At 40.5% G+C, this 18,054-nt stretch carries 21 protein-coding genes; 15 read left to right on the top strand and 6 right to left on the bottom strand.

The window, feature by feature from the left end; all coding sequences use genetic code 11:
* The first annotated feature begins 1 nt into the window (after position 1).
* The 5 genes from truA to HNR41_RS06625 all read left to right on the top strand — a co-directional run bounded on the left by truA (position 2) and on the right by HNR41_RS06625 (position 3,268).
* Positions 2-736, top strand: coding sequence for a tRNA pseudouridine(38-40) synthase TruA (gene truA, locus HNR41_RS06645; RefSeq protein WP_184282998.1), 735 nt, complete (start codon positions 2-4; stop codon positions 734-736).
* A gap of 178 nt (positions 737-914) precedes the next feature.
* Positions 915-1,352: a 50S ribosomal protein L13 gene (gene rplM / locus HNR41_RS06640; RefSeq protein WP_184282996.1), complete on the top strand. Its 438-nt coding sequence runs from the start codon at positions 915-917 to the stop codon at positions 1,350-1,352.
* A 19-nt stretch (positions 1,353-1,371) separates the two neighbouring features.
* Complete coding sequence (rpsI, locus tag HNR41_RS06635; protein ID WP_115884825.1) at positions 1,372-1,764, top strand: 30S ribosomal protein S9; 393 nt, start codon at positions 1,372-1,374, stop codon at positions 1,762-1,764.
* A 131-nt stretch (positions 1,765-1,895) separates the two neighbouring features.
* Positions 1,896-2,342 carry a DUF4385 domain-containing protein gene (locus tag HNR41_RS06630; RefSeq protein WP_184282994.1) on the top strand — a complete coding sequence of 149 codons (447 nt, stop codon included), beginning with the start codon at positions 1,896-1,898 and terminating at the stop codon, positions 2,340-2,342.
* Between the two features lie 89 nt (positions 2,343-2,431).
* The gene (locus tag HNR41_RS06625) at positions 2,432-3,268 is read left to right on the top strand and encodes an NHL repeat-containing protein (RefSeq protein WP_188357535.1); all 837 of its coding nucleotides are present in this window, start codon (positions 2,432-2,434) and stop codon (positions 3,266-3,268) included.
* A 37-nt stretch (positions 3,269-3,305) separates the two neighbouring features.
* Here the strand turns inward: HNR41_RS06625 and HNR41_RS06620 are convergent, their stop codons facing one another.
* Positions 3,306-3,689 carry a VOC family protein gene (locus HNR41_RS06620; RefSeq protein ID WP_184283741.1) on the bottom strand — a complete coding sequence of 128 codons (384 nt, stop codon included), beginning with the start codon at positions 3,687-3,689 and terminating at the stop codon, positions 3,306-3,308.
* A gap of 137 nt (positions 3,690-3,826) precedes the next feature.
* Here HNR41_RS06620 and HNR41_RS06615 point away from each other — a divergent pair, with 137 nt between their 5' ends.
* The 3 genes from HNR41_RS06615 (at position 3,827) to HNR41_RS06605 (ending at position 6,353) form a co-directional block, all read left to right on the top strand.
* A complete protein-coding gene (locus HNR41_RS06615; protein ID WP_184282990.1) occupies positions 3,827-4,507 on the top strand; it encodes a YjjG family noncanonical pyrimidine nucleotidase in 681 nt (226 codons plus the stop codon).
* A 66-nt stretch (positions 4,508-4,573) separates the two neighbouring features.
* Positions 4,574-5,290, top strand: coding sequence for a 3-ketoacyl-ACP reductase (locus HNR41_RS06610; RefSeq protein WP_184282988.1), 717 nt, complete (start codon positions 4,574-4,576; stop codon positions 5,288-5,290).
* A gap of 127 nt (positions 5,291-5,417) precedes the next feature.
* Complete coding sequence (locus tag HNR41_RS06605) at positions 5,418-6,353, top strand: hypothetical protein (RefSeq protein WP_184282986.1); 936 nt, start codon at positions 5,418-5,420, stop codon at positions 6,351-6,353.
* 42 nt (positions 6,354-6,395) lie between these two features.
* Here the strand turns inward: HNR41_RS06605 and HNR41_RS06600 are convergent, their stop codons facing one another.
* Complete coding sequence (locus HNR41_RS06600; protein ID WP_184282984.1) at positions 6,396-6,905, bottom strand: YfiT family bacillithiol transferase; 510 nt, start codon at positions 6,903-6,905, stop codon at positions 6,396-6,398.
* A gap of 130 nt (positions 6,906-7,035) precedes the next feature.
* Positions 7,036-8,406: a uracil/xanthine transporter gene (locus tag HNR41_RS06595; RefSeq protein ID WP_229714961.1), complete on the bottom strand. Its 1,371-nt coding sequence runs from the start codon at positions 8,404-8,406 to the stop codon at positions 7,036-7,038.
* Positions 8,407-8,630: 224 nt separating this feature from the next.
* On the opposite strand from HNR41_RS06595, the gene HNR41_RS06590 reads away from it, so the two are divergent.
* Both HNR41_RS06590 and HNR41_RS06585 read left to right on the top strand, forming a co-directional pair.
* Positions 8,631-9,074 carry a YaiI/YqxD family protein gene (locus HNR41_RS06590; RefSeq protein ID WP_184282982.1) on the top strand — a complete coding sequence of 148 codons (444 nt, stop codon included), beginning with the start codon at positions 8,631-8,633 and terminating at the stop codon, positions 9,072-9,074.
* 15 nt (positions 9,075-9,089) lie between these two features.
* The gene (locus HNR41_RS06585) at positions 9,090-10,013 is read left to right on the top strand and encodes an AEC family transporter (RefSeq protein WP_184282980.1); all 924 of its coding nucleotides are present in this window, start codon (positions 9,090-9,092) and stop codon (positions 10,011-10,013) included.
* 60 nt (positions 10,014-10,073) lie between these two features.
* Here the strand turns inward: HNR41_RS06585 and HNR41_RS06580 are convergent, their stop codons facing one another.
* Both HNR41_RS06580 and HNR41_RS06575 read right to left on the bottom strand, forming a co-directional pair.
* The gene (locus tag HNR41_RS06580) at positions 10,074-10,451 is read right to left on the bottom strand and encodes a thiol-disulfide oxidoreductase DCC family protein (protein WP_184282978.1); all 378 of its coding nucleotides are present in this window, start codon (positions 10,449-10,451) and stop codon (positions 10,074-10,076) included.
* A 114-nt stretch (positions 10,452-10,565) separates the two neighbouring features.
* Positions 10,566-10,946 carry a RidA family protein gene (locus HNR41_RS06575; RefSeq protein ID WP_184282976.1) on the bottom strand — a complete coding sequence of 127 codons (381 nt, stop codon included), beginning with the start codon at positions 10,944-10,946 and terminating at the stop codon, positions 10,566-10,568.
* Positions 10,947-11,180: 234 nt separating this feature from the next.
* Here HNR41_RS06575 and HNR41_RS06570 point away from each other — a divergent pair, with 234 nt between their 5' ends.
* From HNR41_RS06570 to HNR41_RS06555, 4 genes are all read left to right on the top strand, one after another.
* Positions 11,181-12,827 carry a PucR family transcriptional regulator gene (locus HNR41_RS06570; RefSeq protein ID WP_184282974.1) on the top strand — a complete coding sequence of 549 codons (1,647 nt, stop codon included), beginning with the start codon at positions 11,181-11,183 and terminating at the stop codon, positions 12,825-12,827.
* Between the two features lie 152 nt (positions 12,828-12,979).
* Positions 12,980-14,377 carry an NCS1 family transporter gene (locus HNR41_RS06565; protein ID WP_184282972.1) on the top strand — a complete coding sequence of 466 codons (1,398 nt, stop codon included), beginning with the start codon at positions 12,980-12,982 and terminating at the stop codon, positions 14,375-14,377.
* Between the two features lie 95 nt (positions 14,378-14,472).
* Complete coding sequence (locus tag HNR41_RS06560; RefSeq protein ID WP_184282969.1) at positions 14,473-15,408, top strand: CorA family divalent cation transporter; 936 nt, start codon at positions 14,473-14,475, stop codon at positions 15,406-15,408.
* A gap of 62 nt (positions 15,409-15,470) precedes the next feature.
* The gene (locus tag HNR41_RS06555; protein ID WP_184282967.1) at positions 15,471-15,980 is read left to right on the top strand and encodes a hypothetical protein; all 510 of its coding nucleotides are present in this window, start codon (positions 15,471-15,473) and stop codon (positions 15,978-15,980) included.
* Between the two features lie 120 nt (positions 15,981-16,100).
* Here the strand turns inward: HNR41_RS06555 and HNR41_RS06550 are convergent, their stop codons facing one another.
* A complete protein-coding gene (locus HNR41_RS06550) occupies positions 16,101-17,549 on the bottom strand; it encodes a YhgE/Pip domain-containing protein (protein WP_184282965.1) in 1,449 nt (482 codons plus the stop codon).
* Between the two features lie 221 nt (positions 17,550-17,770).
* Between HNR41_RS06550 and HNR41_RS06545 the strand changes: the two genes are divergently transcribed.
* Positions 17,771-18,052, top strand: a complete 282-nt coding sequence (locus tag HNR41_RS06545) for a DUF3219 family protein (protein WP_184282963.1) — start codon at positions 17,771-17,773, stop codon at positions 18,050-18,052.
* Positions 18,053-18,054 lie beyond the last annotated feature (2 nt).

The following is an 18,054-nucleotide window of genomic DNA, read 5'->3' as shown; positions in this document are numbered from 1 at the left end:
AATGAGAGTGGCAGTAAATATTTCATATAACGGACGTAACTTCAGCGGATTTCAGTATCAGCATGACTACCGTACGGTGCAGGGCACAGTCGAGAAACAGCTGAAACGCATGCATAAGGAATTTGTCCGGATTCATGCATCATCACGAACAGATGCAGGAGTACATGCACTGGAGCAGTATTTTCACTTTGACACTCCAATAGACCTCGAACCTGAAAAATGGAAATTTATTTTAAACAGAGCGATGCCTGATGATATTCTGATAAATGATGTTAGCATCGCTGCTGACGACTTTCATTCACGTTTTGATGCAGAGGGGAAGACGTACCGCTACAAGATCTACACGGGCACTAAAAACCCGTTTTATGACGGTTTGAAGACGCATTATCCTTATGCACTTGATATAAAGCTGATGGAAGAAGCAATAGCGCCATTTATCGGCACACATGACTTCACGACATTTTCGAGCGCGAAGGCGGAAATTAAAAATAAGGTGCGGACAATTAAAGAATTCAAAGTCATCGAAACAGAAGACGGCTATGATTTCGTAATTACCGGCACCGGGTTTCTGTATAACATGGTGCGGATACTGGCTGCGTACGTACTGGAATGCGGCAGAGGGATCAGAACACCGGATACGCTTAACATGATTGCAGCGAAGGACAGAACAATCATTCCTAAAACTGCACCGGCAGAAGGTCTTTATCTTGAAAAAGTATGGTATGAAAAGTTGTAAAAGTTATCTTGAAAACATTGACTTTATGACTGTTCGATTATATAATAATTAACGGTACATTTTTATATCCATCCATGATTAATAGGCCCCGGAAACTTATTAGGATTAATGAATATAAAAAGACAAAAACGACTAATTTAAAACGACAATATAGAACGAGATTTAGGAGGAAATTACTATGCGTCAAACGTTTATGGCTAATGAAGCAAACATCGAACGTAAATGGTTTGTTGTAGATGCAGCGGGCAAGACTTTAGGTCGCCTGTCTACAGAAGTAGCAACACTATTACGCGGGAAACACAAACCAACTTTCACACCTCACGTTGATTCAGGTGACTACGTTATCGTAATCAATGCAAGTGAGATCGTATTAACAGGTAAAAAAGATTCACAAAAAATCTACTACAGACATACAGGTCATGTTGGTGGAATCAAATCAGTATCAGCTGGTGAATTAAGAGAGAAAAACCCAATGAGATTATTAGAAACTTCTATCAAAGGAATGTTACCTAAGAATCCATTAGGACGTAAACAAGGCAAGAAATTATTTGTATACGGTGGAGCAGAACACCCACACGTAGCACAACAACCTGAAAACTACGAGTTACGTGGTTAAGGACTAGGAGGGAAAACATTTGGCTAAAGTAGAATATCAAGGAACTGGACGTCGTAAGCACTCAGTTGCACGTGTACGTCTAGTACCAGGTGAAGGTAAAGTAACAGTTAACGGACGCGACATGAGAGACTATCTCCCATTTGAAAGCTTAATTTTAGATTTAAGCCAGCCATTCGCAGTTACAGAAACAGAAGGTAACTACGATGTATTGGTAAATGTTCACGGTGGTGGCTTCACAGGTCAGGCACAGGCAATCCGTCACGGTATTGCAAGAGCTTTACTTGAAGCAGATCCGGAACACCGCGGCGCGCTGAAAAGAGCTGGACTCTTAACACGTGACCCACGTATGAAAGAACGTTACAAATACGGTCTTAAGAAAGCCCGTCGTTCTCCACAGTTCTCAAAACGTTAATATATATTTATATATTGGAAAGCACTCCCCATTGCGGGAGTGCTTTTTTATTTTTATACAATTCCAATATAAAGCATTTGTCATGGTCAAGAGGGTATTATAACTGTGAAAGCTGCAGGGAGGTAACCGATATGGCATTTGATTATGATTTGGATTTTGATAATATAAATTTTCGTGAGCAGCCTGAACTCTACAGGGTGGGAAGAGGCGAACAGGGCGTGCTGCTGGTAGAGCCTTATAAGAGTGAAATACTTCAGCACTGGAGATTTAAGACGCCTGAGATAGCGGAAGAGTCGTCTGATAAGATCTATCAGATGTATTTGGATTATAAAGACAACGATGATTTTATCGGTATGGACATCGCGAGGAAGTTTCTGCAGATGGGTTATACAAGATCACGCCGTTATGCCAATTATAAAGGCGGCAGAAAGTACGATGAAAATGGTGAAGTGAAGGAAAGAGATATTGACCCCGAAAAAGCGGAATCAGCTTCTATCTTTGAAGAGAAATGGATAAAAGTACGCGAAGATAAAGATTATCTGAAACTGAAGAAAGCACACCAGAAGAAGTATGGATAGTGAAAAACTGTTTTTAAAATCAGCAGCGCCATTTTGTTAATATGGTACTGTACAGTAAACAGGGAAATATTACAGGGGTGAGTAAAGTTATGAATAATCAGGTGTTCGGGCTGGGAAATAAAAAATACAAAGTGGACAGTCAGTGGGTGGAAGATAAAGCAACTCACTATCTCAGGAACATTACAGCTGTATCCAATGATGATGAGGGTTATATATACCTTCTTCAGAGAAGCGATCCATTCATGCTAATATTCAGTGCTGATGGAAAGATGGTCAATCAATGGCGTAACAACGAAGTTACGGATGCACATTACTTGGAAATCAGCCCGGAAGGCGAAATTTTTGTAGTGGAGAGAGATCATCACAGAATCGTAGTTTTCAATAAAAAGGGAGAAATACTCCGGATTATTGGAGATGAAAGTAACCCGGGAAATACAGGTGAGCCCTTTAACCATCCGACAGATATTGCTTTTTCAAAAGATAAGGATATGTTTATATCAGATGGTTACGGTAATACTCACATTCATCACTTTAATGAAGCGGGAGAATTGTTGCACACGTGGGGACAAATTGGATCTGAGGAAGGCAGCTTCATTACACCGCACTCTATTTTAGTTGATCAGAAGGAAAGAGTGCTTGTGGCTGACAGAGAAAACAACCGGGTGCAGATTTTTAATCAGAACGGGACGTATTTAAAGGAATTATCTAATGTTTTCCATCCGATGGATATATATCAGGATAGCGAAGGTTTTATCTATGTGACAGACCAGGTTCCGGCGCTGCATGTGTTTAATGCTGATGATGAGTTTATCGGCAGATGCCGTACATTTGGTACTTTTGGGCATGGTCTAACTGTGGATAAGCACGGTGATATATACATTGCAGAGATGCTGCCGGACGGATTAACAAAACTCAGCTTGATTTAGAAAGAAAAAGCACTTCCCAATCGGGAAGTGCTTTTTTTTACTGTTCTATAAGCTGAATAAGATTGCCGCACGTATCGTTAAATACTGCGAGCTTCATATCTCCAGCTGCTTTCGGTTCCATCGTAAATTCAACGCCGTGTGCTTTTAAGCGTTCATATTCTTTATCGATATCTTCCACTCCGAACATTGTTGCAGGTATACCCTGCTGCATCAGGCTGTTCTGATAATCCTGTGCTGCGATGTTGTCATTAGGCTCAAGGACGAGTTCTGTACCGTGTTCGTTGTCTCTCGATACAACTGTAATCCATCTGAACTTGCCTGCCGGGACGTCATGTTTTTTAATGAATCCGAGGACATCTGTATAAAATTGTAATGCTTTGTCCTGATCGTCGACGAACAGACTTGTAACGATAATATTCATCATTTGCACCTCATTTATTTAGATTGTACCTTAAGAGTATAATAAATCGGTATATAAATGAAAGTATTGAGTATGTTAATTATTATTGATATCGTGGACTTTGAGTTTGTGACTAAATCATTTACGGGAGTAATTATATGTATAAAGCTATTTTTCTGGATATCGATGATACAGTATTTAATTTTAAGAAATGCAGTGAGAGTGCGTTAAAAGAAACTTTCTCGACGCTCAATCTTGAATATAACAAAGATGTGTTTGAATCGTTTTCTGCAATTGATGAACGTTTGTGGAAAGAGCAGAAGGAAGAACTGCTGACAGTGGCGGATGTGCTTGATATAAGGTTCGCCGAGCTGTCGGAAACACTTGGCCTGGATTACGACAGTAATCTTGCCAAAGAGTATTTTGGCAAGATTCTTGGAGAGCAGTTCATTATGGAACCCGGTATAGAAGAAGTACTGAAGAAAATATCAGCAAATCATAAAATATACGCAGCTTCCAACGGCGTGCTGACAATGCAGGAGAACAGACTGCAGTTGTCCGGACTGAAGCGGTACTTCACTGATTTATATGTATCGGATGATATCGGCAGTGCAAAACCGAATATCAGTTTCTTTACAGAAAGTATGAAGAGAGCAGAACTTAAACCTTCAGAAATACTGATGATTGGTGACAGTCTCGTTTCTGATATTGCCGGAGCCAGTAATGCGGAGATTGCTTCGGTCTGGTACAATCCTTACGGACTTGAAAACGGGACTGATATTAAAGCAGATTACGAAATTAAAAATCTGCATGAACTGGCTGGTATTTTAAATTCATAAGTTATCTTAAAAGTGAATAACATGCTAAAATTATTAATGAATATATGAACTAAAGGAGATTTCAACATGCAGAACATAAGCGGTAAAACAGCATTAATTACAGGAGCAGGTCGCGGTATCGGCCGTACAACAGCACTGGCTCTTGCAGCAGAAGGTGTAAATATCGGTCTTGTCGGCCGTACAATTGAAAACCTGGAGAAAGTTCAGGAAGAGCTTAAGAGCTACGATGTGAAAACAGCAATCGCTGCAGCAGATGTATCGGATATCGATGCAATTACTTCAGCGGTGGAATCAATTCGCGGTGAATTAGGACCGATTGATATTCTCTTGAACAACGCAGGTATTTCGAAGTTTGGAAACTTCATGGAACTGACTCCGGAAGAGTGGACAAACATTTTAAATGTTAACGTAAACGGCGTTTACTACACAACGCGTGCAGTACTGCCGGAAATGATCGAACGCAATACAGGCGACATCATTAACATTTCATCAACTGCCGGACAAAAAGGCGGAGCAATCACAAGTGCATATTCTGCATCGAAAGCTGCCGTTATCGGTTTAAGTGAATCACTGATGATGGAAGTGCGTAAGCATAACATCCGCGTGACAACTTTAACACCAAGTACAGTCGCAACTGATATGGCTGTTGAACTGAACTTAACAGACGGCAATCCCGAGAAAGTAATGCAGGCGGAAGATCTGGCTGAACTGATTGTTGCCCAGCTTAAATTAAATAAACGTGTTGTACTGAAACACGCTGGATTATGGTCAAATAACCCGTAAGTAAATAGATTAGAGAAGCGCTGTCTGATGAAAAATCAGACAGCGTTTTATTATTTTAGGGAAATATGGGTATAGGTTAATAATGTTACATACAATTAAGGGGAATAAAGAGACAGGGGGAGAGGCCATGAGGCTGTTTATACTTATGCTTGCCGGGGCATTTATACTGGCCGGGTGCAGTGATACAGATGAAGTACCGGTAGACGAACCTGAAGCAGAAGAAACAAAGGCAGAGGAAACTGAAGAAGCAGATACAGAAGCTGAAGAAACGTCGAATGATGCCGGCAGTGAAAGTACAGAAAATGCAGGTGATGAGTCAGCTGGTGAAGAAGAGACAGAAGACGAAGCGGCAGAGAAACCTGCAGAACCCGTTAATGTAATGGCTGATATCGAACGCGTCAATGGTCACTGGATTAATTACAGCGGAGAAGACGATGCACGCGGTCATATGACACGCACAAATCCAATCGAGTACAATGCAGCACAGGATTATACTGTTACAACAGCTTCTTATGTATCTTACTTTTACGGTAGTGAATTTATTAAAACGAATAACTACGGACATGACGGTCCGCATATTATAGAAAATGTACCTGAAGCGGATCGTGTGATAGTAAGTTTCAGTGAACCTGAGAAAGATACTGTTCAGCTGATGAATGAAGCCGTGGAAGACGCGACAGCAGATAATGAAGTAAATACTACCCCCGATGCACTCATTGGACGCGGCAAGCCTGTAGAAGACGGTATGGCCGGAACAATTATGTTTGGTCAGGAATTTCTGACAGGAGAAGATGTATTTACCGGTGAACGCATTGATAATGAAGGGGAATTTGTTGAGGATGAAAGTTACTATATTACAGGAGCACTGGAATATGATTCAGGTGAAACGTATGTGATTACGGCACCTGCTTATATCAGTTATTACAAGGGCCGTAACTTTATAGAAACTGAAGAGATTACAGCCGTTCCTGCTTATTTACCTGAAGTCAAAGGTGCGAACTATATTAATATCAGTTTCCATGACGATCATCTGCTTGATTTGAACATTATTGAACTCGAATAAGAAGAGCTCCCTTTAAATTTTTAAAGGGAGCTCTTCTTATATTTATTTTGAAAGAGCAATTTTAATATGGGCTAAATGATGTTCTTCATGCCACGATAATTTGGCAACTTTAGTGCCGACTGAAATTTCGCTGTTCACCTGGTGTGTAAACACACGTGTAAGCTGATCTTCAGTTAAGCTGTTACCAAGTGCAACAACGTGTTCGTTAATACCTTCAAGTATTTTAATTGAACTCTCGACCGGCAGTTTGCTGTCCGGAAGTATTGCCCATTTATCCTGAATGAACTCCGGAACTTTGGGATTATCATCAGTTAATGCAAGCTTCAGACGCTGATACATATTCAGCTGTGAATCAGCGATGTGATGAACCAGCTGCCGAACGTTCCAACTGCCCTCGCGGTAAGTTTTATTTAACTCTGCTTCAGTCAGTGAATCGACTTCAGCGCGGAGACGTTCAGTATAAGTACTGATATCACCAAGATATTTTTGAATGTCGTTAAGCGTAACGTTTTCGGGAACCTGCAATTTACCAATAGGATATTTTACGTCCATAATTAGAACCCCTCACTTTATTCAATTTATCTGACACTGCCTCTACCTTATCATATTGCTGAAAGGTTTTATCCTGCTGACACATACAAAACAAGCTCCGTCCATCCGGACAGAGCTTGTTTAAATTTATTTATAACTTATTAACAGGTTCTTCTTTTTCAATATTTTTACCAATGTTGTTTGAGATTGTAGTGCCGACTTTATCCCAGTTCAGGAAGTTTTCCATCGCGATGGAGATAATCGTACCCATTAGCAGTCCGCTTGAAAGTAATGGCTGTACGTAGCCGGGAAGACTTGCGAATGCTGAGCCCGGTATCGCCATAAGTACTAATCCCAGGAACATAGGAATCGCCGCCCGGTAAATATTCAGGCTGTTGAATTCCACAAGCTTGAACCAGTCCCACGCAGAACCGAAAAGCTGTACGTATGAAACGAATAGCACCGCACACCCGACACTTAACGGGATCATTGTAAAGAATGAACCGATTTGCGGGATAGCACCCATTACAAAGAACATAATCGCTCCGAAGATAAACGGCATACGCTCGTAAATCTTAGTCTGCTGAATAAATCCTATTGATGATACAAATGGTGAATATGGAACCAGTCCAAGGAATCCCGGGATGATAGTCATAATACCGGTAATTGTAAATGAGTTTCTGTAATCTTTACCCGTTGAAGGTGAATCCGGATAAATAGGATCTGTTCCTTTAATAGAGCCGTACTGTTTAGATAAGTTAAGCATACCTGTAATTACTACTGTAAGTATAATTCCGATATTCCATGCCGGTGAACCGAGCGGGAACCAGAAGATTTCAAGTGAACTTGCAGTGCCGCTTGTAAGCTGTGCATCTGAACCGAATAATAATAAGTATGCAGGCCAGCCGACGATAATACCAATCAACATTGCGTACTGTGAAAGTTTGTTAGATCCGCGTATTGTTAAAATCAGTACAAGGATAACAATTACGAATGATAGAATTGCAGGACCGATTTGAATTTCTGTCGGACCGTCTCCGCCGCCAAATGGTAATCCAACCATTCCTTTGAAGAAACTGATACAAAGGGAAACCCCGAATAAAAGCATAAACACACCCATTACACTTGGGTTAAATAATTTCTCCAGGTAGTAACCGACACCTGTTAAACCGATTATTACAGTAAGAATTCCTGTAATAATTAATCCTGTTGCGATACTTCCGCCAACTTCAGTAATTGGCATGCCCTGTGCTGCAGCAAGTGATGACAGTGCCAGAAGCACTCCCCACCAAAGACCTGAAGGTCCGTCCATAATCGGTCTTCTGTGACCGATAAATACCTGCATCAGACACGCGATTCCGCCAAGAATAAATGAGAATTGCATTGTACTGACAATTTCCGCCTGTGACAGATCAAAAGCTGCCCCCATTGTAATCGGTACAACAACTGTATTGATAAATATATACATTAACCATTGAAGGCCGCCAAGCCAGTTATCGACATTTTTAAGATGTTTCATCATGTCGTATATCACACCGTTTCCTATTTAATTATAGTTTTAATAACCTCTCCCATAATAAAGAAAAAAATGCCGTAAATCATTGTCTGATCAGCTAAAACTTAACTCCTTTTTTATCAAAAATCATAAAAACACAGAGGATCAAATTGAAGTGGGAAGAATTTGGCGGGGAATAGTAAATTATGTTTGATATAATTAAGATTCTACTAAAAAGGCGGTGGTATTTTATGAAAGTGATTATCGACGCGGATGCTTGTCCGGTAAAGGACATTGTTGCGAAAGAAACTAAAGATAAGAATATAGAAGTCATACTCGTATCGAGTCTTTCGCATTTCAGTTCAAAGGAACTCGATTCACATGTAAGGGCAGTATATGTAGATGCAGGTCCCGACGCTGCGGATTATAAAATTGTCCAGCTGGCTGAAGCGGGAGATGTGATTGTCACACAGGATTACGGTTTGGCATCACTGCTGCTGCCGAAAGGCTGTAAAGTACTGCATCATACAGGTTTTGAGTATAATAAAATGAATATGGATCATCTGCTTGAAACACGTCACATGAGCAGCGTTATCAGAAGAGGCGGCGGACGGACAAAGGGACCGAAAGCTTTGTCCGGGGAAGATAAGAATTCATTCCTAAAGTTATTTAAACAATCAATTGCAAAGAAGTAAGGAGAGAATAAATTCATGACTGAGTTTCTGTTTATTTTAACAAATGTTATGCTGCCGATAGCAATCATTGTTTTTATCGGTTACATTGCACAGCTGAAATTAAACCTCGACCGTCCGACACTCGGCAAGCTGATGGTTAGCTATATTATTCCAGGCTTCATTTTTATGAACCTGTACAGCTCGGATATAGACTTCAGTCTGCTCTTATACATAATGTTATTTCTATTTATCTTTGCACTGATATCCTATGCTGTATCGAGAATTATTGCAGCAATATCCGGAGTTAAAGGTCAGCAGACTGTATTATTTACGAACTCGAGTTTGTTTTATAATGCCGGAAACTACGGTGTACCGGTAAACGACCTGGTATTTAAAAGTGATCCGTTTGCGATGAGCGTTCAGGTCATGATGGTGGTATTCCAAAATATAATTGCATACTCATACGGCATTTTCGTGCTGAGTGCAGAAAATGTAGGGAAATTTAAAGCACTCCTCGGGTATTTTAAAATGCCGATATTTTACGGTTTGTTTTTAGGATTGATATTTAATTATTTCCAGCTTACTCTGCCGGTACCGGTAATATCTTCACTTGATTACATAAGAGATGCGATGATCGGTATGGTGCTGTTTATCCTGGGAACCCAGATTGCCGGGATAAAATTCCGTCATCTCAGATTTACTGCATTTATCGCAACAGCAGTAAAACTGTTAATTATACCGGCAATGGCACTGCCGATGCTGTTATTGTTTAACGTGGAAGGTGTTGTTGCACAGGCGATACTGATCACGACTGCAATGCCTGCATCAGTGAACAGTTCGGTCATTGCACAGCAGTACAGTGATGATCCGGAATATGCAGCGGAGATTGTGATGATGAGTACACTGTTAAGCGCAATAACGCTGCCTCTCGTTATTTATACAGCGTTGAATATTTTTTAAACAGATTATGCAATATAGAAAAAGCTCCGGTAATGCAGCCATTACCGGAGCTTTTATCTATTAACTTAAATACATATCGATAAATTTCTGTGACGGCCGTTCACATACATTTACAGCAGGAATATTCTTACGGTATTTCGCAACGGTTTTATAAACCGTATCTCTTATAAATTTAGGAATGAGTTTAAGAAGAACAACGGGCTTAAATAACCTGTTCGCGTCCGCAAGCATGTGCAGTACGGCATCCGAATATATATAAGTTCTGCCGTTGGCGATATAAATAACGCTGTCTGTATCGCTGTCGGGCGTATAATTTACCTTCGTCCACCCAGTGTTAAAATCGGTAATACGAAGTTCAGGGTTTTGATTGATGCGTACTGTGAAACGCACAAATAGATTGCAGAAACTGCAGGCACCGTCAAAAATAAGGACTTTCATAGTAACGCCTCCTCAACTGCATTTTATCACAAAGGATATTTAAGTTATATTTTCCAATTTGAACAAATAAAATAGAGCAGAATCCGTCTTCCGGATTCTGCTCCAATTCAATCATTATTTCTTAACAATCATTTCAATTTCAACTTCTGCACCAAGTGGCAGTTCCAATACTGCAACACATGTGCGTGACGGGTATGGTGCGCTGAATTTTTCTTTATATACTTCATTCATCGCGTCAAAGTTCTTCATAGTTGTTAAGTATACGTTCACTTTAACAACCTGCTCTTCTGTAACACCCATATCTGCCATAACATCAAACAGGTTATTGAACGCAACTTCAGTCTGCTTTGCAATATCTCCGGTTAAATCTTCAGTAACATCCAGTCTGTTTTTCGCCGTCTGTCCCGAGAAGTAAAGGAAATCTCCTGCATCTGTAACGTGCGAGTATGGTCCCGAACTGCTTACTGTTTTTGTGTTGAATGCTTTTCTGCTCATAAAACACCCTCCTATTTAGTAATGCTTTAATCATAGCATCTTTAACCGGATTAAATATCATAAAATGATATCTATTGGTGTAAAAAGTCCTATCCAACATCGATAAGAATAAGTTGGTTTATCATGAGCAAATTATGGGGTATATAGTGAGAAACACCTGTTATAGTGTATGGTATAAGATATTAATGTTTTTATCGACTTAGGATAAAATCATTTGAAAAAAGAGGATTGCCAATGCACTATACAGTTAAAGAATTACTGACCCTGGATGAATTCCGGAATGCAGAGTATATCGGGACGAAACAGAGTCTCGCCAAAAATATAAAAGGTATTACAGTCATCGATTCACCGGACATCTCGTTATGGCTGAACGGTGGAGAAACGATACTTACCAGTTTCTTTCCGATCAAAGATTTGAACGATGAAGAGATGAGGGCCTGGATGCACGAGCTCGCTGATAAAAAAATCAGCGCTCTGATTGTAAAATTGCGGACGGAGTTCACAAGCATTCCCGAACCCGTTATGGATGTATGCAGGGAACGCAACGTTCCAATTATTTCACTGCCGACAGCTGTGCCGTTTATCGATATTATTTATAAAGTAACACGCAAGATTTTTAACCAGGATGTTGAGAAACTCGAGTACTTCAGAGAGATTCATCACAGATTCACGGCACTGTCGATTCAAAACGTCAGCGATGAGGTGATTATTGAAACGCTTGAATCACTAATAGGAAACCCTGTTACGATTTATAACGAATTGTTTAAAGTAATCGCAACGACAGACAGCGAAGTGGAACTGTTCTATGAATCGGATAAGTTTCAGGTGGAGAAGAATATCAAAAATACGATATTCCCGATATACCGCCGTTTTGTAATATATCCGAAACTGCAGGACCGTGAATGCGAGCAGATTATGATTCCGATTACGACGGTCAATCAGACGAAGGTCATGCTCGTTATCAGTGCAATCCATTCCGGTTTCAGCGATTTTGATTTTATTGCGATTGAAAATGCAGCCACGGCACTGTCATTAAACCTTGCCAAGAAAATTGCGATTTCAGAAGTAGAGAAGAAATATAAGAATGAGATTATCGATGACCTTCTGTCAGGGGATATTAAACACGAAGACGACATCGCAGAACGTGCAGACAATATTAAGTTTGATCTGAACAGCCGCTCGGCAGTAGTCGTATTTACGCTGAAGTTTAAAAATAAAAAAGTTACCGGTGATTCGAGAGAAAGATACTACAATATTTTAATTAATAATATTGAGTATTACTTAAAAAATGCAATTGTCCGCGAAAGATTCAACCAGGTCATTGTTATCTGGCCGGTTCATTCGGGACAGAGCAACAAGAAGAAAGAAATGAACTCAATTAAGCGGACGCTTGGCTACGTGATTAACAAGTTTGAAAGCACGGTCAGCGATGCAAGAGTGTATACAGGTATCGGTTCGATTGCCGATACAGTCCACGATCTGCCGAGAAGCCACAAAGAAGCGCAGGAAGTGCTCGATGTTAATGAAATGTCTTATGAGCATAATCCTATTTTGAGCTTTGAAGAACTCGGCATCTACAGACTTTTATATCAGTTTAAGCACGATAACAATAAGCTGAAGGAGTTTATCCCGCAAAGTCTGCAGAGACTATTGGATTACAATAAATCAAACAGGGAACAGCTGATAGAAACATTGGAAATGTATCTCCAGTGCCAGCAGAATGTTTCGCGCTCGGCGGACAGATTATTTGTTCATTACAAAACGGTCTCATACCGCCTCGACAAGATTAAGGAAATCACGCAGATGGACTACGAAGATGCGAACGAAATGCTGTCAGTTCAAGTCGGATTGAAGATTCTCGAGATTATGCGAAAAGAATAATTGTGAATTATATAGATAATTAAAGAGATAATGCAGGGAAAAGTTATCTATATTGGATAAAGACATCGAATGTTCAGGCATATATAATTAAAGACGGTGCAGGACACTGAGAAAAATTAATTAAAGTCTAAAAATATAACAGAGGTGTAAATATGTCAGAAGAACATAACAATCTACCTGGAGAAGGTCTGGATGCAGCAGCTCAGACGGATTCTCTTAAACCAACCGGTCCTGAGGACAGAACACTCGGAGCAGCCGGATATATGTCACTTTGGGTGGGTGACGGTGTAAACATGGGTAACATGACACTCGGTGCGAGTGTTGTAGTTGCAGGGATGGCCATCCTGAATATTTGGCAGACAATTGCAGCGGCATTAATTTCAATCGGGATTGTTTCTATCCTCTTCGCGTTAAACGACAGAGCCGGATACAAATACGGTATTCCTTACGTTGCACACTTAAAAGCATCATTCGGTGAGAAAGGTACACTGCTTTCTTCACTGCTCCGTGCAGTGCCGGCAGTCATCTGGTACGGTATTCAGAGCTGGATCGGTGGTACCGCGTTAAACGAAGTATTCAAAATACTTTCGGACGGCGCAATTGACAACGTATTTGCAGGGTTTATCATTCTGTTAGTAGTACAGATTCTCCTTTCAATGAAAGGATTCAAGAGTATTAAAGCGGTTGAATCAGTGGCATCAGTTGTCCTGATGGGTATCGTTATTACAGTATTCGTTATTTTACTTAAAGACCACAGTACAGCGATTGCTGATACATGGGTTAACACTGAAGGTACCTGGGGCGTTCCATTCTTCGCGTACATCATGGTATTTCTTGGTAACTACGCAGCAATTTTCCTGAGCGCAGCGGATTATTCGCGCGAACTTAAAACAGGATACAGTGACGCAAAACGCGGACTGCTTTACTTCCTGCCGATTATCGTCGCTTACGGTTCGGTAATCGTTGTCGGTGCAATGCTTGCGAGTGCAACAGGTTACACAAACCCGGCGCTTGGACTTCCGGCATTATTCGATAATGTCTACATGCAGTTATTTATTTCTGTGTTTATCGTGTTTGGTGCAATAGCAGTAAATATGGTAGCAAACATTGTAACGCCGACTTACGTTATTCAGCTGTTTACTAAACTAAACTACAAAGTTGCAGTTACAATTACAGGACTTCTGGCAATGGGCTCATTCCCATGGTTATTAGTTCAGGATGATAATGCTAAAGGACTTGATACTTTCGTACAGGTGTACTCAGCATTCCTTGGACCACTCATTGCGATTCTTATAGTGGAATACTACCTGATGAGAAAACAGCATATCGATATTAAAGAATTGTACAAAAAAGGCGGTAACTTTGAAGGCGTCAACTACGCAGCGATACTGGCACTTGGAATTGGTGCGGCAGCAGCATTCATGTTCGTTGATCTTGCATGGATAATCGGATTTATTGTTGCCGGTATTGCCTACCCGATCATCAGTAAAACGATGTTCAAAGGCTCCAGATTCAAGAGAGGTACAATTTACGAGAACGAAACTAAATAATATAATATGATAAAGAGCAGTGAAATCAGATGATTTCACTGCTCTTTTGCTTTATTCACTGCCAAACGGGTATTAGAAATCAGGGGGGTGTTCGGATGAGTCTTAAAGTACAGTACATAACAAAAGAAAATCAGATAGAAACTGCAGATGGACGGGACACGGTGCCGCACGATGTTAGCTTTACGTGGTATGACTACAACAGCTTTGACGATAAGGAGGAACTGTTGTCGGACTTTAAAGTTGATGATGATAAACTGGAAGACGAGAAGACGAAAAGATACCGTCCCCAGTACTATAATTTTAACGACTATCAGCTGTTAATATGTCATGTGATTGACCAGGATACATTAGAAGCACATGCCATTAATATATTTGTTATGAAAGATATCGTTATTACTTATCATGACGGTGTACTTGAAGATTTTATTGATATCACAAATATTATAAAGCATAAACATGAAGATCTGGAAATTGATATCGCACTCCATATACTTCATGAAACAGTCGAACAGTATTTTGATATCGTGCATGATATAGAAGACGAGGTCATTCTTTTTGAAGAAAAACATGGGAATGAGAAAAAAGGTGATGATATCACCGCGAAGATGTTCGATGTCAGAAAAGAAATCTTCCGGGTGAAACGTGTCATTATTCCGATGGAAGAACTGGTGGAGAAATTTAAAGAACAGGACGACGTATTCAACAGCGGACAGAGTGAGTGGATACTCGGAAAAATTGATTCTAAAATCGACAGGCAGAAACTGATTATTCAATTCTCGGAAGAAATGATTGATGAAATGAAAGACAACTATATTTCATACAATACGTACCGCATGAATAAAATTATTAACGTGCTGACAATCATCTCGGCGGTTTTCCTGCCGCTGACACTCATTACCGGTATATACGGCATGAACTTTAAGAATATGCCGGAACTTGGATGGGGACCGGGATACTTTGTAACACTGGGTATAATGATTTTAATTAGTGTGGGAATGCTCGGATTCTTTAAATATAAAGGATGGATGTAGCTGGAAAACAAACTATTTGGACCTTATCCTGAGAAGATTGGAAATAAAGAGGAGGTGTTCCGATGACAGACGACCGCGTAATATATTTGGAAAGAAAAGACGTACCGAAAAACTATGATCCGAAAGGCTTCAACTTTAAGCTGTTCGGACTCGTTGTGCTGGGCGCATACTTATTATTTATCATTTTTGATATGTCCTATATGACCTTTAATAATATTGAGGAAAGTGCATTTAACCGGGCATATATCGTGGCGGGGCTTATTCTGATCGGGATTATACTCGGCTTTTTATTTAGAGAGGATAAAGGTGATAAATATTATGAACTGCATATTGCACCGTCCGGTATAATTATTAAATTCCGGCGCGGGGAAAAGGTACTGCAGAAAAAAGATATTACTAATATTACAATTGAACGAGATATACAGACCGTTATGCGATTTTATAACGGCGAAGAAATATTGAAAGAGCTGAATCATATTTATCTGAACCACGATCAGTTTGTCAGCAGGCTGAGAGAATTTAATTACCCTGTTGAAGATCTGACAGATCCAGGTGAAGAGGATTTACTGTGAAAGGAAAAAAAAGCACTGTACCGGCGGGGTACAGTGTTTTTTTTACGATGGTTAGTGAGTTGGATTGAGTTGGAATCCCAACGGCGTATCCCTGTTGTGAATCCAGCCGACAGCCCATTCTTAATACTGAATTCTGCTCAGTTTTCTGATCAGTCCTTCAAACGAACTGAACTTGAATTTCAGGAAGTTTATCAGTTGAAGTATAATCAGACTTCCTACTGTAATCGAAATCGTATAAATCATTGCATCGCTGTACGATAAACTGCCTTCGAAGCTGAATATCGCTTCCCGCATTGCTGCGATGACATAACTCATCGGGAGAATCGGGTGGATTGCCTGATACAGTCCGCCGGCTGTTTCTATCGGGAATGTACCCGCACTTGCCGACAGCTGAATAATCAGCAGGATGATTGTAATGAATTTACCGATGTTGCCCATCAGTGATACGAGCAGCGTGACAAACAGCAGTGCTGAGAATGCCCACAGTATCATGATGCCGTAGAATTTAACGGGTTCATCGATCGGGAAGTCGAACATAAATTGTATAACCGATGCGACAACGGCTGTTGATATGACGGCCTGAACTGATATTATAATCAGTTTACTGACTGACATCGCAAGTGCGTTTTTATAGTTTTCGGAGCTCCGGTTAATCGGGAATATTACACTGAATGCAACCGCTCCGACGAACAGGCTGACCGCGATGATAAACGGAGCAAAGCTCTGCCCGTAGTTGTTCATATCGGTAATTTCACTTTCATTCACTTTAACCGGGCTGATAATCGATTCAGCGTTATGCCCGGTAAATGAATAATCGTCCATTGGAGCAGAGCCGTCGGCGATTTCCTGTTCAAGTGCGCCGAGGTTTTCTTCGAGTGATTCAATACCTGTTGTAATTTCAGTGTTGCCCTGTGTCAATTGAGCGCCTGCCGGTCCAAGTGCCGGTGCTGCCTGATCAAGTCCGGTCTGCAGCTCTTCATTGCTTTCACGGAGCTGCCCTGCACCTTCCTGCATATCCGCAAGTGCTGTCACAATATCGCCTGTTGATGTTGCCACTTCTGCTAAAGCATCCATTAACGTTGCAGTGTATGTTTCACCGACAGTTGTCGATATCGCATCTGCAACACCGGACCCGCCCTGTGTGCCCATCATACTGCCGACGAAGTTAAAACCGGGATTGGTCGTTACATCGATTGTAATTAACTCGGGATTTTCATTGAGCAGTGTTGTTGCCTGTTCTGATACATTATCCGGGATATGTATAATTGCGTATGACGAGCCGTTCTCCAGGCTGTCTTTTGCAGATTCTGCATCCGTGAACTGCCAGTCAAATTCTTCGTTTTCAGCAAGTTCATTTTCTATGCGCTCACCGATATTAAGCGGCTCACCGTTAAGCTCGGAACCTGCATCTTCGTTAACGACGCTGATCTGTATTTCATCGAGCTGATTGTATGGGTCCCACATCGAGCCGAGGAAGATGGCAGTGTACAATGCCGGAATTGTAGAAATTGCCAGCAGGGAAATTATCAGGAACGGATTTTTCATTAGCTGTTTAATATCACTGAACATTTTTTATGTCTCCAATCAAATTTGTATTTCTTTAATGTACGTAATAAAACAGCTCATGTCTAATCATATGTGAAAATAGGCACGCATTTATTTATATAAGAAAAGCCGAAGGCTTTCTCCCCCTAAGGTTATGAAAGTTAAAAAAGGGTAAACATTTTATTAGCTATAGAATATTACGAGTGTTATTATTCTCATTAGTGAATTGAAAGGGATGAAAAATAATGGCAATGGACATTATAGTTTTAGACGACTTAACTCTTGAAGTGAAAGAACTGAAAAGAGATGAGGGAGAAGGTACAGTGTATATTGAATTTGATGTGGCGAGCGAAGATTACCACAATTTATCAGAACACCTGTACAAAGAAGAATTTCTGGTAAGACTTCCGGGAAGCAACAACGAGGAGTTCAATGCAAAAATTATCAATTACTCAACTTCACTGGATAATCTTTATGAAGAAGATAATGTTGGGGAATATCACATTACTCTGAAAGAAGAAAAATAACA

Source organism: Jeotgalicoccus coquinae (assembly GCF_014207425.1).
GTDB classification, from domain to species: Bacteria; Bacillota; Bacilli; order Staphylococcales; family Salinicoccaceae; genus Jeotgalicoccus; species Jeotgalicoccus coquinae.
Note: the sequence above shows the minus strand (reverse complement) of the source record. Positions and strands in the feature narration are given on the sequence as shown.